Here is a 13992-nt window from a genome sequence, read left to right on the forward strand (position 1 = left end):
GGCAGATTCGGCAATCATGTGCGCTCGTCTTGTCCCTATCGTGGCGCGACATGAGGAAGTATCTGGGCTGGTCGGCGTTGGCGGCCACGGTCGTGCTCTGGTCGTCGTTCGCGCTGAGCACGCGCGGCATCGGTGGCTCCAGCCTCACCGTCGCCGACGCGGCCTTCCTTCGGTTCGCTACGCCCGTGGTGCTGCTGGCTCCGCTGCTGCCGAGCACGATCACGGCCGTACGCCGCGAGCGGCCCGCCGTCCTCGCGCTGCTGCTCGTCGGTGGCCTCCCGCACTTCCTCGTCTTCGCGTTCGGGGCCCGGCTGACCAGTGCGGCACTCACCGGGATGCTGGTCCCGGGCACCGTGCCGCTGTTCGTCACCCTGCTCGCGATGGCGCGCGGCCGGACCCCGATCCCGGCCCGGCGGGTGCTCGCGCTGGGGCTCATCACCGCCGGAGTCGGGGTGAGCGGGTTCCTCGTCGGCGGCGGAGCGTCCCTGGGTGGGGTCGGTCTGCTCCTCGTCGGAGGGTTCGCGTGGGCGGTGTTCACGATGGGGCTGCAGCGTACGAACCTGACGCTGCTGCAGATGGTGCTGACCGTCTGCGCCGTCTCGAGCCTGGCCGTGCTCGTCCTGGCGGCGTCCGGCGCGATGCCGTCGCACCTGCTCGCGGGCACTGCCGAGCTCGGCGACGTGCTGCTCCTCGTCGTTCTCCAGGGCATCGGGACCGGCCTGGGGTCGACGCTCTGCTACGCCTTCGCCGTCAAGGCCCTGGGTGGCGGCCCGGCCTCGGTCGGGGGTGCGGTGAGCCCGGTGCTGACCGCCGTCCTCGCGGTCCCGATCTTCGGCGAGGCCATCGGCCCGGGCCTCGCTGCGGCCCTCGCCCTGATCGTGGCCGGGGTGGCCACGTTCAACCGGGCCGGGGTCGCTCCGGGCTCAGCCGACGATGCGACCGGCATCGAGCCGGAGCACGTGATCGGCGGCGGCGATGCTCTCCTCGTCGTGGGTGACGCAGGCGATCGTGGCGCCGCGGGCGGCCTCCTCGGCGAGGATCTCGCGGGTGCGCTGCCGGCTGGCGGCGTCGAGCCCTGCGGCCGGCTCGTCGAGTAGCAGGATCTCTGTGCGCTGGACGATGCCCTGAGCCAGCAGCGCCCGCTGGCGCTGTCCGCCGGAGAGCTCGCCGAACGTACGCTGCTCGAGGCCGGTCAGCCCCACGCGCTCGATCGCCTCGGCGATCGCACCCTGCCGGTCGACCCACCGGGCCCTGCGGCCCCAGGTGCCGATCGCGACGACGTCACGGACGGTCACCGGGAGCGCGTCCGGTGTCGAGGGTCGCTGCACGACCAGAGCCACCCGCCCGCGGCGGCTGACCGAGCCGCGCCGAGGGTTCCGTACGCCCGCGAGCAGCTCGACGAAGGTCGACTTTCCTGACCCGTTCGGACCGGCGACGGCGGTGACCGTGCCGGGCGAGAACCATGCGCTGACGTCGTGGATCACGTCCTCGCCGGCGTAGCCGAAGCAGAGGCTCTGAGCGGACAGGGGCGGGGAGTCGGTCGTTGCGAGCGGGAGCACGTGCGCCACTATAGCAATTGGTAACCATTCTCATTAAGCGCTAGAGTCCCGCCCCGTGTCATCGATCACCGAGCCGTTCCGGACCGACTTCATGCTGCAGGCGCTGGCCGGCGGCGTACTGGTGGCGGCCATCTGCGGGGTCGTCGGCACCTGGGTCGTGATCCGCGGGATGGCCTTCCTCGGCGAGGCGATCGGGCACGGGATGCTCCCCGGCGTCGCCCTGGCGACGGTCCTCGGCGCCCCCGTCATGGTCGGCGGCGCGGTGAGCGCGATCGTGATGAGCGCGACGATCGGAGCGCTCCAGCGCCGCGGCCGGCTGACGTACGACACCAGCATCGGGCTGCTGTTCGTGGCGATGCTCTCGCTCGGCGTCATCATCATCTCCCACTCCCGCAGCTTCGCGACGGACGCGACGGCGATGCTGTTCGGCGACGTACTCGCCCTCGGGCCCGACGACCTCGCCGTCCTCGCGGTCGCCCTGGTAGTCACCCTGGCCGTCGCGATCGGCTTCCATCGCGCGTTCGTCGCCTCGGCCTTCGACCCCCGGATCGCCCGTACGTTGGGCCTACATCCGCAGCTGGCGCAGGTGATGCTCGTCGGCCTGGTGACCCTCGCCGTGGTCGCCTCCTACCAGGCGGTCGGCTCGCTGCTCGTGATCGCGCTGCTCCTCGCGCCGGCGGTGGCCGCGGGTCGGTGGACCACGCGGATCCCCACGACCATGGCCTGCGCCGCGGCGCTCGGCGCCGGCGCGGTCTTCATCGGCCTCACCGCTTCCTGGTACGCGGGCACCGCCGCCGGAGCGTCCATCGCCTGTGCGGCCATCCTCACCGCGGTCGCCTCGGGGCTGCTCCGCAGCGCCCTCGCTCTCCTTCGACGTCCGTCCCCCACCTCCGAAAGGACCTCATGCACCGCAGGACACTCGCCGGCATCGTCACAGGGCTGACGCTGGTCGCCACGGGATGCGGCACCGCTGCCCCGGCTGATGACGCGGACGCCGACCCCGGCTCCGGCAAGGACCACGGCGCCGTCGAGGGCGCGCAGGAGGTCGCCGAGCCGCAGCTGCACCTGACCACGATCGACGGCACCGGCACCGTCGCCCAGCTCGACCTCCTCGAGGGGAGCTCGGCCGAGGTCGGGCGGATCGGCAAGCCGAGCGCGGTCGACTCTGACGGCCGCTACCTGTTCGCGACCACCGCCGACGGCGTGGAGATCGTCGACAGCGGGATGTGGACCTGGGACCACGGCGACCACTTCCACTACTACCGGGGTGAGCCCACGCTGCTCGGCACGGTCGAGGGGGCAGGCGCCGCGACGGTCGCGACCGGACCGCTGTCGACGGCCGGGGCGACGGGGGTGTTCTTCGCGGGCAGCGGCGAGGCGGTGCTGCTCGACAACGAGGCCCTCGCCGACGGTGAGGTGCACGAGCTGTTCCGGATCGAGACCGAGCCGCACGCCGGGCTGGTCGCCCCGATCGGCGACGGTGCTCTGGTCACGGTCGCCGAGGGCGGCGAGGTCACCGGGCTCCGCTACCACGACGCCGACGGCAGCCCGGTGGACGACGAGATCCCGTGTGCCCGGGCGAGCGGCACCATCACCACCAAGGTCGGCGTGGTCGTCGGCTGCGCCGACGGCGCGGTGCTGGCCACCGAGACCGACGGCGAGCCCGAGGTCGAGCGGATCGCCTACCCGAAGGGCACGGAAGCCCCGCGAGCCACCGCGTTCGAGGGCCGCAAGAGCCGGCCGACCGTCGCGGCACTCTCCGGGACGACCGGGATCTGGCTCCTCGACACCCGCGAGCGGACCTGGACCCACCTCGACGCGGGTGTACCGCTGCGTCAGGTGGTCGCCGCCGACGACGAGGAGGGGCACGTCCTCGCCCTCGACACCACCGGTCGGGTACGCGTCTTCGCAGCCGGGGACGGCAGGCAGCTCGCCACGACCGAGCCCCTCGTCGACCTGAGCGACGCCGCCGGGGGAGTCGACCTGGTCGTGGACCAGGAGCGGGCCTACCTCAACGTGCCCGCCGAAGGGGTCGTCCACGAGATCGACTACGCCGACAAGGCGCGGATCGCGAGGACGCTCGAGACGCCCACCGCTCCGTCGTTCTTCACGGAGACGGGCCGATGAGGCGCCTCATCGGGATCGTGGCCGTCGCGATGGCACTCACCGGCTGCGCCGGAACGGCCGACGACGACGACCGCCCGCACATCGTGGTGACCACCAACATCCTCGGCGACGTCGTCGCGAGCACGGTCGGCGACGCCGCCCGGGTCACCACCCTGATGCGGCCCAACGCCGATCCGCACTCCTTCGAGATCTCGGCCCGGGAGGCCGCGATGATGCGGGAGGCCGACCTGATCGTCTCCAACGGGCTCGGGCTCGAGGAGGGCCTCCAGCGCCACCTCGACCGGGCGGCCGACGCCGGTGTCGAGACGTACGTCGCCGGCGAGCAGATCGATGTCCTCGACTACTCCGACGGCGAGGCCGAAGGCGCCCCGGACCCGCACTTCTGGACCGACCCGGCGCGGATGCTCGACGTCGTCGACGGCCTCGAAGCGGCGGTGACGGACATCGACGGCATCGACGAGCCGGCCGTGGAGCGGGCTGCGGCGGCGTACAAGATCGAGCTCGAGAGCCTCGACCGGGAGATGACCGACTCCTTCGCGAGCATCCCGCAGGCGCACCGCAGCCTGGTCACCAACCACCACGTCTTCGGCTACCTGGCCGACCGGTTCGGGTTCCGCGTCGTCGGTGCGGTGATCCCGGGCGGGACGACCCTGGCCGCGCCCAGCGCCGCGGACCTGCGCGACCTGACCGAGGCGATCGAGCAGGCCGGCGTACGGACGATCTTCGCCGAGTCCTCCCAGCCGGACCGCCTCATCCAGGTGCTCGCCGACGAGGCGGGCGTCGACGTCGAGGTCAGCGAGCTGTTCACGGAGTCCCTGACCGAGAAGGGCCAGGGCGCCGACACCTATCTCACCATGATGCGCGCCAACACCGAGCGCATCACCAGCGGGCTCTCACCAGGGCCCACCGATTGAAAGGGACACCATGACAACCCCACAGAACCGTGCCCTCCGGGCCGTCACGGCGGTGGCCGGCGTATCGCTGGCGCTCTCGGCGTGCGGATCCACCGCCGAAGGCGACGAGTCGACCGCCCCGAAGGCCGAGGAGGGCGGCCGCCTCGCGGTGACCTACACCAACGGGATCGCCGTCCTGGATGCCGAGTCCCTCGATGTCGTCGAGGAGTTCGAGACCGAGGAGTTCGTACGCCTCAACCCGTTCGGCGACGGTCGCAACCTCGCGGTCACCACCAGTGAGGGCTTCCAGGTGCTCGACACCCGGACCCCCGAGCTGACCGACCTCGTCTTCCCGGCGGACACCGGCGGGCACGTCGTCCACCACGGCGACAACACGGTCCTCTTCGCCGACGGCAGCGGCGAGACGACCATCTTCGAGACCGGCGCGCTGAACGACGCCGGCAAGCTTCCGGAGACCACCACCTGGACGGCTCCCGATGCCCACCACGGCGTCTCGATCGTGCTCGAGGACGGCACCCTGCTGACCACCGTGGGCACCGAGGAGAGCCGCTCGGGCGCGATCGCCCTGACGCCCGAGGGAAGCAGCTTCGAGCAGGTCGCCGCCAACGACACCTGCCCCGGCATCCACGGTGAGGGCACCGCGGCCGACGAGGCGGTGGTCTTCGGCTGCGAGGACGGCGCCCTGCTCTACCGCGACGGCGAGTTCGAGAAGCTCCAGGCCCCCGACGAGTACGGCCGGATGGGCAACGCCTACGTCTCGGAGACCAGCCCGATCGTCGTCGGTGACTACAACACCGACCCCGACGCCGAGGGCTACCTGCTCGACACGGTCACGCTCATCGACACCGAGAAGAGCACGTTCAAGCCGGTCGCGCTGCCCGAGGGCGTCGAGTACACCTTCCGCGACGTGGCGCGCGGCCCGGAGGACCTCGCCTACATCCTCGCGACCGACGGCTCGATCCACGTCCTGGACCCCGCGACCGGGAAGATCACCGACGAGTTCCCGGTCGTGAAGCCCTGGGAGGGGCCGGCGGAGTGGCAGGACCCGCACCCGGCGATCAAGGTGAGCGGCGACATCGCCTACGTCACCGAGCCGGCCGCCAACACGGTGCACGCCGTCGACCTCACCTCCGGTGAGGTCACCGCCTCGGTCGAGCTCTCCGAGCAGCCGAACGAGATCGCCGTCGGCTGAGTCTCGTGTCCTGTCGTGCTCGGCTCAGTCGCCCGCCGGAACCACCATCGGCGTACCGGCGACCGGGTCGGGCACGACGACGCACGGCAGCCCGAACGCCTTCTCGACGACCTCCGCGGTGACCACCTCGGCCGGCGGCCCCTCGGCGAGGATCCGGCCGTCCGCCATGACCACGAGGTGGTCGCTGTAGCGGCAGGCCAGGTTGAGATCGTGCAGCACCGTGACGATGGTCCGCCCGGTCTCCCGGTTGAGCGTGCGCAGCAGCCGGAGCAGGTCGACCTGGTGACTGATGTCGAGGTACGTCGTCGGCTCGTCGAGCAGCAGCAGATCGGTCTGCTGGGCGAGCGCCATCGCGATCCAGACCCGCTGTCGCTGGCCCCCGGACAGCTCGCGCAACGGACGGTCGACGAGCTCGCCGGTGTCGGTGGCGGCGAGCGCCTCGGCGACCGCCTCCTCGTCGCGCGCGCTCCAGTGGCGGAACCAGCCCTGGTGCGGGTGGCGTCCGCGCGAGACCAGGTCACCGACGGTGATGCCGTCAGGGGCGACCGGGGTCTGGGGGAGCAGCCCGAGGATCCGGGCGACCTCGCGCGAGCCGCGATCGAGGATCGGGGTCCCGTCGAGCAGCACCTCGCCGGCGGACGGACGCAGCAGCCGGGCGAGGCCCCGCATCAGCGTCGACTTGCCGCAGGCGTTGGCGCCGACGATCGCCGTCACCCGCCCGTCGAGCACGTCGAGATCGAGCCGGTCGACGACCACCCGGTCGTCGTAGCCGAGCGACAGCTCGCGCGCCGCGAGCCGCGGCGCCTGGGTCTCGCTCATCCGCCCATTCCTCTCCGGTTGGTGGTGGCGATGAGCCACAGCAGGTACGGCGCGCCGACGGCGCCGGTGACGACGCCGGTCGGGACCTCGACCGGCAGCAGGTTCATCGCGACGTAGTCGGCGATCAGGCACACGATCGCGCCGACCGCGCCGGCCGCGACGATGCCGCCGCGGGCACTGCCGAGCAGCCGGTCGGCGACCGGCCCGGCGACAAGGGCGACGAACGCGATCGGTCCGGCGACCGCGGTGGCCAGCGAGGTCAGCAGCACCCCGGTCGCGATCAGCGCGAGCCTGGTCGCCTCGATGCGTACACCCAGACCGCGGGCGGTGTCGTCGCCCAGCTCGACCGCGCGGAGCATGCGCTGGAGCAGCGGCACCAGGGGTGCGAGCACCACGAGGGCGATCAGCAGGGCGTTGTTGTCCGTATCGCCGGCCTGCCCGATCGAGCCGGTCAGCCAGTGCAGTGCGGCCCGGGCCTCGGTGAGCGAGGTGCGGGTGAGCAGGTAGCCGGTGACGCCGGTGCAGAACGCCGCCGTGCCGATCCCGATCAGCACGAAGCGGTAGCCGGTGATGCCGTCGCGCCAGGCCAGGACGTACATCGCGATCGCGGTCAGCAGCCCGCCGCCGAAGGCCAGCACGGGAAGGCTCACCCCGGCGAGGGCGGGCACCGCGATGCCGGCGACGGCCGCGACGCTCGCGCCCGCTGAGATGCCGACGAAGTCGGGGGAGGCCAGCGGGTTGCGCAGCAGCTGCTGGAAGATCGTGCCGGCCGCGCCGAGGGCCAGCCCGACGCACACCGCCGCCTTGACCTGCGGTCCGCTCAGATCGCGCACGATGAAGTCGACGGCGGCGTGGTCGCGCAGATGGAGCAGCGAGGCCAGCACCTGGTCGAGGCTGAGCTGGACCGAGCCGAAGCAGAGCGTGAGCAGGGCCAGGACAGCGGCGACGACGAGCAGGACGAGAGGTACGACGCCCGCGCGGACCCGACGGCTGCGGCGCGTGCGCCGCAGGTCCAGGACGGTCTGGGGCGTGACGGTCTGGGGCATGACGCTCATAGGTCCGCCAGCCGGGCGTAGCGGACGAGGAGCACGAAGAACGGGGCGCCGATGATGCCGAGGACCACCCCGACCTGGAGCTCGCCGGTACCGCCGAGGACCCGCCCGAGGACGTCCGCGCCGAGCAGCAGCAGCGCACCGAGCACCATCGAGTAGGGCAGGACCCAGCGGTAGTCGGGACCGCACAGGAAGCGCGCCACGTGGGGCACCACCAGACCGACGAAGACGATGGGACCGCACGCCGCGGTCGCCGCACCGCAGAGCAGCCCGACGACGAGGAACGACAGGATCCGGGTCCTGGTCAGGGAGACGCCCAACCCACGGGCGGCGTCGTCGCCCAGGGCCAGGGCGTTGAGCCAGCGACCGCACAGCAGCGCCAGGACGACGCCGACCAGCAGGAACGGGGCCACGCCCGTCACGATCGGGGCGTAGCGGCCGGCCAGCGAGCCGACCTGCCAGAAGCGGTACTGCTGCTGGGCGTCGAGGTCGGTCAGCAGCAGCCCGGTGGTCACCGCGGTCAACCCCGCGGTGATCGCGGCCCCGGCGAGGGCCATCTTCACCGGCGTCGCGCCGTCACGCCCCAGCGATCCGACGGCATAGACGAGCACGGTCGCCGCCAGCGCCCCGGCGAACGCCGCGAGGACGTGGAACCCGAGCGAGCTGATGCCGAGCAGGGTGATCGAGCCGACCACCGCGAAGGCGGCGCCGGCGTTGACGCCCATGATTCCCGGGTCGGCGATGGCGTTGCGGGTCAGTCCCTGCAGCAGTGTCCCCGCGATCCCGAGAGCCGCGCCGGCGAGCAGTCCGAGCACGGTCCGGGGGACCCGCAGGCGTACGGTCACGGTGTCCTCGACCGAGGTGGCCTGCATGCTGAGCACATTCTCGGGTCGGAACGCGTCGAGGACCTCGCTCAGCGCGATGTCGCGCGACCCGAGGGTCACGCTGAGGAAGGCGAGGACGGGCACGAGTGCGACGAGCAGCAGCAGGCCGACGGCGAGCCCGGAGGCCCGCCGCCGTCGTGCTGGTGTCGGTGTCGCGGTGGCGACGGAGGCGGTCACCGCCGGGGTCAGTCGCCGATGCTGTCGTCGACGTCGGCGAGGTCGGCGGTCAGCTTGGTCAGAGCGTCGGCGTAGTCGGCGTAGGTGTGCAGCCAGAAGGCCGGCCACTCGATGACCTGGCCTTCCTTCGCCGCGCGGATGGACGTCCAGGTCGGCTGTCCCTCGGCCGTCTTCGTGGCGTCCACGAAGGTGCGGCTATCGATCAGCAGGACGTCGGGCTGGTACTTGTCGGCGTTCTCCCAGCTCAGGTTCTCCCAGTAGGGGAAGTCCGGGTCGGGCGAGTCGGGCGTGACGACCTGCAGGCCCCACTCGGTGAAGTCGAGCAGCTCCGGGGCGTACTCCGGGTTGGCGGCGTAGAGCAGGTCGTCGGCGGGGGAGACCGCCAGCGCGGTCAGGTCCTTGTCCTTCATCTCGGCGATGAACCCGTCGCGGGCCTTCTCGAAGGCCTCCTTGTCCTGGGCGCCCTGGGCGCTCTCGACGTCCGCGCCCAGGCTCTCGGCGAGGTCCTCGTAGCCCTCGGCCAGGTTGAGGATCGAGCCGCCCTGGGACGGGCCGACGACCGGGGCCAGCTCGGCGAGCTTCTTGCTCTTCGCCTTGGTGCCGTTCTCCAGGCCCGAGTGTGCCTTCTCGGCCGGCCACCAGTCGGCCACGATCAGGTCCGGGCTCAGCGTGGACGCCTTGGCGACGTCGATCGAGCCCCACTCCTCACCGAGGATCTCGATGTCGGTCAGGTCGACGCCGTCCAGGTTCGGGTCGGTCTCGACCGACTCGTCACCGTAGATGCCGACCGGGCGGATCCCATAGGAGATCAGTGCGGCGGCCGCGGGGGCGTGGGCGATGATCCGGGTCGGCGTCTCGTCGGTCTTCACGACCTCGCCCGAGCCGTCGGTGAAGCTCCACGGGCCGTCGGGAACCGAGGACGCTCCGGATGCCGGCTTCGCGCCGTCGTCGTCGGCGATGTCGGAGGAGCAGGCGGACAACGCCAGGACCAGGGCAGCGGCAGCGGCCGTGGCTGCGGCGAGGTGGGGGCTCATGAGGTGAGGCTAACCTAAATCGACCCCGGGTGGGTATGGATCCGGTTGACTAGGAAAGTGCCCGGCGGGAGCTGTCGAGGAACGTACGGAAGGCCGTGCGGTCCTCGGGTCCGAGATCGGCCAGCATCTGCTCCTCCAGCTCTTCGACGCGAGGATCGTAGGTGTCGAGGAAGGCTCGCCCCTCGGTGGTGAGGCTGATCAGCATGCGGCGCCGGTTGTCGGGGTCGATGCGGCGCTCGATGAGACCGCGGCGCTCGAGGGCGCCGATGAGATCGGCGGCGGACTGGGCACGTACGAACGATGCGCGGGCCAGGTCGGCCGCGCTCATCGTGGGGCGGCGCTCCAGCACCGAGAGGGCGGTGTACTGCAGGGCGGTGACCCCTGATTCCTTCAGGACGGCGTCGAGGCGGGCTCGGGTGGCGAGCTCGAGCTGCTTGACGACGTAGAGCAGCAGGGGTGCGTCGGTCATGCGGTCATTCAAGCATCGCCGCGCTTGCGGGAGGAGCCTACTTCTGAGATTATCAGGATTCCTGTCAATCATGAGGAGTTCATCATGCCCGGAACCCCCCTGCCCGACGCCCTACGGGCGGAGCGCATCGACGACATCGCGGTGCTGACGCTCGCCCGGCCCGCGAAGCGGAACGCGCTCAGCGACGAGGCGGTGCTCGGGATCGAGCGGTTCTTCGATGGCCTCGAGCCGGACGTACGCGCCGTCGTCATCGACGCGGACGGCGACCATTTCTGCGCCGGGCTCGACCTGGCCGAGATGACCGAGCGCGACACCCTCGCCGGCGTCAGCCACTCGCGGATGTGGCACCGGGTCTTCGAGAAGATCGAGTTCGGGCCGGTCCCGGTCGTGGCGGCGCTGAAGGGTGCGGTGGTCGGGGGCGGGCTGGAGCTCGCCGCCGCCGCGCACGTCCGGGTCGCGGAGGAGTCCACCTTCTACGCCCTGCCCGAGGGGCAGCGCGGGCTCTTCGTCGGCGGGGGCGCCTCGGTGCGCGTCCCGCGGCTCATCGGGGTCTCCCGGATGGTCGACATGATGCTGACCGGCCGTCGCTACGACGCGCAGGAGGGGCTGACGTTGGGCCTGAGCCAGTACGCCGTGGCCGACGGCACCGGCCGCAAGACCGCCCTCGAGCTGGCCGGCCGGATCGCGCAGAACGCGCCGCAGACCAACTTCGCCGTCGTGCAGGCGCTGCCGCGCATCGCCGAGGCCAACCCCCGAGACGGCTTCCTGATGGAGTCGCTGATGGCTGCGATCGCGCAGGGGACCGACGACGCCAAGGGCCGGATGCAGGACTTTCTCGACGGCCGAGCCAAGAAGGTGACGGACCAGTGAGCATCGAGCAGGGTGATGTCGTCTGGTCGCCTCCCGCCGACGTGCTCTCCACGTCCCGGGTCGGTGAGTTCCTGGCCTGGCTCGCCCGCGAGCGCTCGGTGGAGATGACGACCCACGAGGAGCTGTGGCGCTGGTCGGTGACCGACCTCGACGGCTTCTGGTCGGCGGTGTGGGAGTTCTTCGGCGTTCGGAGCCATGTTGCGTACGACGCCGTCCTGGCCTCTCGTGAGATGCCCGGGGCGCGCTGGTTCCCGGGGGCGCTGCTCAACTATGCCGAGCACGCGCTCGGCACCGACGCTGATCTCGACCGGGTTGCGGTGCTCGGCCGCTCGCAGACCCGTGACGACGTCGAGCTGACCTTCGGCGACCTGCGTGACCAGGTGGCCAGGGCGCGGGCGGCGCTGGCGAGGCTGGGCGTACGCCGCGGCGACCGCGTCGCCGGCTACCTCCCCAACATCCCCGAGGCCCTGGTCGCCTACCTCGCCACGGCGAGCCTGGGCGCGACCTGGGCGTCGTGCGCGAGCGAGTTCGGGCCGCGCAGCGTGATCGACCGCTTCGCCCAGATCGAGCCGGTCGTGCTGCTGGTCGCCGGCGGCTACCGCTACGGCGCCAAGGACGTCGACCGGCGCGAGCAGGTGGCCGAGATCCGGGCCGAGCTGCCGTCGGTGCGGCACGTGGTCGACGTCGAGTACGGCGAGCACCGGGTCGAGGACGCGCTCTCCTGGACTGCTCTGCTGGCGTCGGAGGACGAGGCCGAGCCGGCCTTCGAACCGGTGCCCTTCGACCACCCGTTGGTGGTGCTCTTCTCCTCCGGCACCACCGGGCGGCCGAAGGCGATCGTCCACGGTCACGGCGGGATCCTGCTCGAGCACCTCAAGAACCACGCGCTCTCGTGGGACATGGGGCCGAAGGACCGGATGCTCTGGTTCTCCACGACCGCCTGGATGATGTGGAACGCGCTGGTGTCCTCGCTCTTGGTGCGCTCCTCGATCGTCATGGTCGACGGCAACCCGATGCACCCCGACCTGACCTGGCAGTGGCGGCTCGCGGCCTCGACCGGGGCGACGGTCATGGGCGCCAGCCCGGGGTTCGTGATGGCCTGCCGCAAGGCCGGTGTCGATCTGAAGGAACTCGGTGACCTACGGATCCGCGTCCTCGGCTCGGCCGGGGCGCCGCTGCCGCCGGAGGGCTACGCCTGGTTGTCCGACCAGCTTCCCGGAGCGCAGATCAACGTCGGCAGCGGCGGCACCGACGTCTGCTCCGGCATCGTGCAGAACAACCCGCTGCTCCCGGTCTACGCCGGGGAGATCTCCGGCCGCTGCCTCGGCGTCGACGCCCACGCCTTCGACGAGTCCGGCCGCCCGGTGACCGGCGAGCTCGGCGAGCTGGTCATCACCTCGCCGATGCCCTCGATGCCGGTCGGCTTCTGGGGCGATTCCGACGGGTCTCGCTACCGCGAGGCCTACTTCGACCACTTTCCCGGCGTGTGGCGCCACGGTGACTGGATCCTCTTCCACGACAACGGCAGCTGCCACGTCGCCGGCCGTTCCGACGCGACCCTCAACCGCGGCGGCGTACGCCTCGGCACGGCCGAGTTCTACCGCGTCGCCGAGGAGGTGGACGGTGTCGCCGACTCGTTGGTCGTCCATCTCGAGGACCCCGACGGCGGCAACGGCGAGCTGCTGCTCTTCGTGGTCACAGACGAGGGTTCCCGACTCGACGACCCGCTCCGGACCCGACTGGTCCGTGCGCTGCGCTCGGCGCTCTCTCCACGGCACATCCCCGACCAGGTGATCGAGGTGCCCGCGGTGCCGCGCAACCTCACCGGCAAGAAGCTCGAGCTGCCGGCCAAGCGCATCCTGCAGGGCGTACGTCCTGAGGACGTCGCCAGTCGCGACGCCCTCGCCGATCCAGCTTCCCTCGACCCGTTCGTCGCACTGGCGGCCTCGGGCGCGCTGAGCAGGAGGACGGCATGAGGAGCGGTGAGAACGTTCGTACGCTCGGGGTCGTCGGCACCGGTGCGATCGGGGTCAGCTGGGTGGTGCTCGGGCTCGAGCACGGGCTCGACGTGGTCGCCTGGGACCCGGCCGAGGGCGCCGAGGAGCGGCTGCGCGCGCTGGTTCCGGAGGGTGCGCTGCGGTTCGCGGACGGCCTCGAGGGCGTCGGCGCGGCCGCGGACCTGGTGCTCGAGAGCGGGCCGGAGCGGCTGGAGGTCAAGCGCGAGATCTTCGCGACGCTCGATGCGGCCGCACCACCCGAGGTGCTGCTGACCAGCAGCTCCTCGGGCCTGATGCCCAGCTCGTTCCAGGACGCCTGCACGCACCACCCCGAGCGGGTGCTGGTGGCCCACCCGTTCAACCCGCCGCACCTGGTGCCGCTGGTCGAGGTCGTCGGCGGGCGAGCGACGTCGCCGGAGGCCACCCAGGCCGTCCTGGAAACCCTGCGCCACCTGGGCAAACGCCCCATCCACATCCGCCGCGAGGTCCCAGGGCACGTGGCCAACCGGCTCCAGGCGGCGCTGTGGCGCGAGGCCTACCACCTGGTCGACCAGGGCATCGTCTCGGTCGCCGACATCGACACCGCGATCGCCGACGGGCCGGGGCTGCGCTGGTCGCTGCTCGGACCGTTCGCGACCCAGCACCTCTCCGGCGGCCCCGGCGGGCTGGGCCACGTGCTCGAGCACCTCGGCCCGCCCATGGTCGACTGGTGGGACGACCTGGGCCACCCGACGCTCACCGCCGGGCTGGTCGAGAAGCTGGTCGACGGGGTCGAGGAGGAGCTCGACGGGACCTCCGCCGAGGACCTGGTCGCGCGCCGTGACCAGGCCCTGCGGCGACTGCTGGAGATCAAGACCGACCTCGGGCTCGGCTGAGACCCCGAGCCCACGAGACGAAC

13 protein-coding genes and 1 pseudogene are annotated in these 13992 nt (G+C 71.7%); 8 read left to right on the forward strand and 6 right to left on the reverse strand.

What is annotated here, in order from left to right; genetic code table 11:
* The first annotated feature begins 50 nt into the window (after window positions 1-50).
* Window positions 51-1097: an EamA family transporter gene (locus tag ACFU7D_RS00675; RefSeq protein WP_378861957.1), complete on the forward strand. Its 1047-nt coding sequence runs from the start codon at window positions 51-53 to the stop codon at window positions 1095-1097.
* On the opposite strand, the pseudogene ACFU7D_RS00680 reads toward ACFU7D_RS00675, so the two are convergent.
* A pseudogene (locus ACFU7D_RS00680) lies at window positions 1008-1568 on the reverse strand (ATP-binding cassette domain-containing protein); the annotation flags it as partial. The gene ACFU7D_RS00675 and the pseudogene ACFU7D_RS00680 overlap by 90 nt on opposite strands.
* A gap of 46 nt (window positions 1569-1614) precedes the next feature.
* Between ACFU7D_RS00680 and aztB the strand changes: the two are divergent.
* From aztB to aztD, 4 genes are read left to right on the forward strand one after another with little or no spacing between them, the layout of a single operon-like run.
* Window positions 1615-2502 (forward strand): zinc ABC transporter permease AztB, encoded by an 888-nt coding sequence (gene aztB, locus ACFU7D_RS00685; protein WP_378861960.1) that lies wholly within the window; start codon window positions 1615-1617, stop codon window positions 2500-2502.
* Entirely contained in the window at window positions 2463-3686 is a 1224-nt protein-coding gene (locus ACFU7D_RS00690; protein WP_378861963.1) for an ABC transporter, read from the forward strand. Before aztB ends, ACFU7D_RS00690 begins: the two co-directional genes overlap by 40 nt.
* Window positions 3683-4600 (forward strand): zinc ABC transporter substrate-binding protein AztC, encoded by a 918-nt coding sequence (gene aztC / locus ACFU7D_RS00695; protein ID WP_378861966.1) that lies wholly within the window; start codon window positions 3683-3685, stop codon window positions 4598-4600. The genes ACFU7D_RS00690 and aztC overlap by 4 nt, the downstream gene beginning before the upstream one ends.
* Before the next feature lie 10 nt (window positions 4601-4610).
* On the forward strand, window positions 4611-5792 hold the full coding sequence (aztD, locus tag ACFU7D_RS00700; RefSeq protein ID WP_378861969.1) for a zinc metallochaperone AztD: 1182 nt from the start codon (window positions 4611-4613) through the stop codon (window positions 5790-5792).
* Window positions 5793-5816: 24 nt separating this feature from the next.
* On the opposite strand, the gene ACFU7D_RS00705 is transcribed toward aztD, so the two are convergent.
* From ACFU7D_RS00705 to ACFU7D_RS00725, 5 genes are read right to left on the reverse strand one after another with little or no spacing between them, the layout of a single operon-like run.
* On the reverse strand, window positions 5817-6611 hold the full coding sequence (locus ACFU7D_RS00705; protein WP_378861972.1) for an ABC transporter ATP-binding protein: 795 nt from the start codon (window positions 6609-6611) through the stop codon (window positions 5817-5819).
* On the reverse strand, window positions 6608-7657 hold the full coding sequence (locus tag ACFU7D_RS00710; protein WP_378861975.1) for a FecCD family ABC transporter permease: 1050 nt from the start codon (window positions 7655-7657) through the stop codon (window positions 6608-6610). The genes ACFU7D_RS00705 and ACFU7D_RS00710 overlap by 4 nt, the downstream gene beginning before the upstream one ends.
* A gap of 5 nt (window positions 7658-7662) precedes the next feature.
* Window positions 7663-8724, reverse strand: coding sequence for a FecCD family ABC transporter permease (locus ACFU7D_RS00715; RefSeq protein ID WP_378861978.1), 1062 nt, complete (start codon window positions 8722-8724; stop codon window positions 7663-7665).
* 8 nt (window positions 8725-8732) lie between these two features.
* Window positions 8733-9758 carry an ABC transporter substrate-binding protein gene (locus tag ACFU7D_RS00720; RefSeq protein WP_378861981.1) on the reverse strand — a complete coding sequence of 342 codons (1026 nt, stop codon included), beginning with the start codon at window positions 9756-9758 and terminating at the stop codon, window positions 8733-8735.
* Between the two features lie 49 nt (window positions 9759-9807).
* Window positions 9808-10227: a MarR family winged helix-turn-helix transcriptional regulator gene (locus ACFU7D_RS00725; protein WP_378861984.1), complete on the reverse strand. Its 420-nt coding sequence runs from the start codon at window positions 10225-10227 to the stop codon at window positions 9808-9810.
* Window positions 10228-10311: 84 nt separating this feature from the next.
* Here ACFU7D_RS00725 and ACFU7D_RS00730 point away from each other — a divergent pair, with 84 nt between their 5' ends.
* The 3 genes from ACFU7D_RS00730 to ACFU7D_RS00740 are packed head-to-tail and all read left to right on the forward strand — an operon-like array spanning window position 10312 to window position 13969.
* A complete protein-coding gene (locus ACFU7D_RS00730) occupies window positions 10312-11097 on the forward strand; it encodes a crotonase/enoyl-CoA hydratase family protein (RefSeq protein ID WP_378861987.1) in 786 nt (261 codons plus the stop codon).
* A complete protein-coding gene (locus tag ACFU7D_RS00735; protein ID WP_378861990.1) occupies window positions 11094-13073 on the forward strand; it encodes an acetoacetate--CoA ligase in 1980 nt (659 codons plus the stop codon). Before ACFU7D_RS00730 ends, ACFU7D_RS00735 begins: the two co-directional genes overlap by 4 nt.
* Entirely contained in the window at window positions 13070-13969 is a 900-nt protein-coding gene (locus ACFU7D_RS00740) for a 3-hydroxyacyl-CoA dehydrogenase NAD-binding domain-containing protein (protein ID WP_378861992.1), read from the forward strand. Before ACFU7D_RS00735 ends, ACFU7D_RS00740 begins: the two co-directional genes overlap by 4 nt.
* Window positions 13970-13992: the final 23 nt, after the last annotated feature.

Source organism: Nocardioides sp. NPDC057577 (assembly GCF_042801335.1).
GTDB lineage: Bacteria > Actinomycetota > Actinomycetes > Propionibacteriales > Nocardioidaceae > Nocardioides.

Bases quoted from the DNA above. Each gene is read 5' to 3' on its own strand.
- ACFU7D_RS00725 (WP_378861984.1), bottom strand. From the start codon at position 10,227: ATGACCGACGCACCCCTGCTGCTCTACGTCGTCAAGCAGCTCGAGCTC.
- ACFU7D_RS00730 (WP_378861987.1), top strand. From the start codon at position 10,312: ATGCCCGGAACCCCCCTGCCCGACGCCCTACGGGCGGAGCGCATCGAC.
- ACFU7D_RS00740 (WP_378861992.1), top strand. From the start codon at position 13,070: ATGAGGAGCGGTGAGAACGTTCGTACGCTCGGGGTCGTCGGCACCGGT.
- aztC (WP_378861966.1), top strand. From the start codon at position 3,683: ATGAGGCGCCTCATCGGGATCGTGGCCGTCGCGATGGCACTCACCGGC.
- ACFU7D_RS00720 (WP_378861981.1), bottom strand. From the start codon at position 9,758: ATGAGCCCCCACCTCGCCGCAGCCACGGCCGCTGCCGCTGCCCTGGTC.
- ACFU7D_RS00710 (WP_378861975.1), bottom strand. From the start codon at position 7,657: ATGCCCCAGACCGTCACGCCCCAGACCGTCCTGGACCTGCGGCGCACG.
- ACFU7D_RS00705 (WP_378861972.1), bottom strand. From the start codon at position 6,611: ATGAGCGAGACCCAGGCGCCGCGGCTCGCGGCGCGCGAGCTGTCGCTC.
- ACFU7D_RS00690 (WP_378861963.1), top strand. From the start codon at position 2,463: ATGCACCGCAGGACACTCGCCGGCATCGTCACAGGGCTGACGCTGGTC.
- aztD (WP_378861969.1), top strand. From the start codon at position 4,611: ATGACAACCCCACAGAACCGTGCCCTCCGGGCCGTCACGGCGGTGGCC.
- ACFU7D_RS00675 (WP_378861957.1), top strand. From the start codon at position 51: ATGAGGAAGTATCTGGGCTGGTCGGCGTTGGCGGCCACGGTCGTGCTC.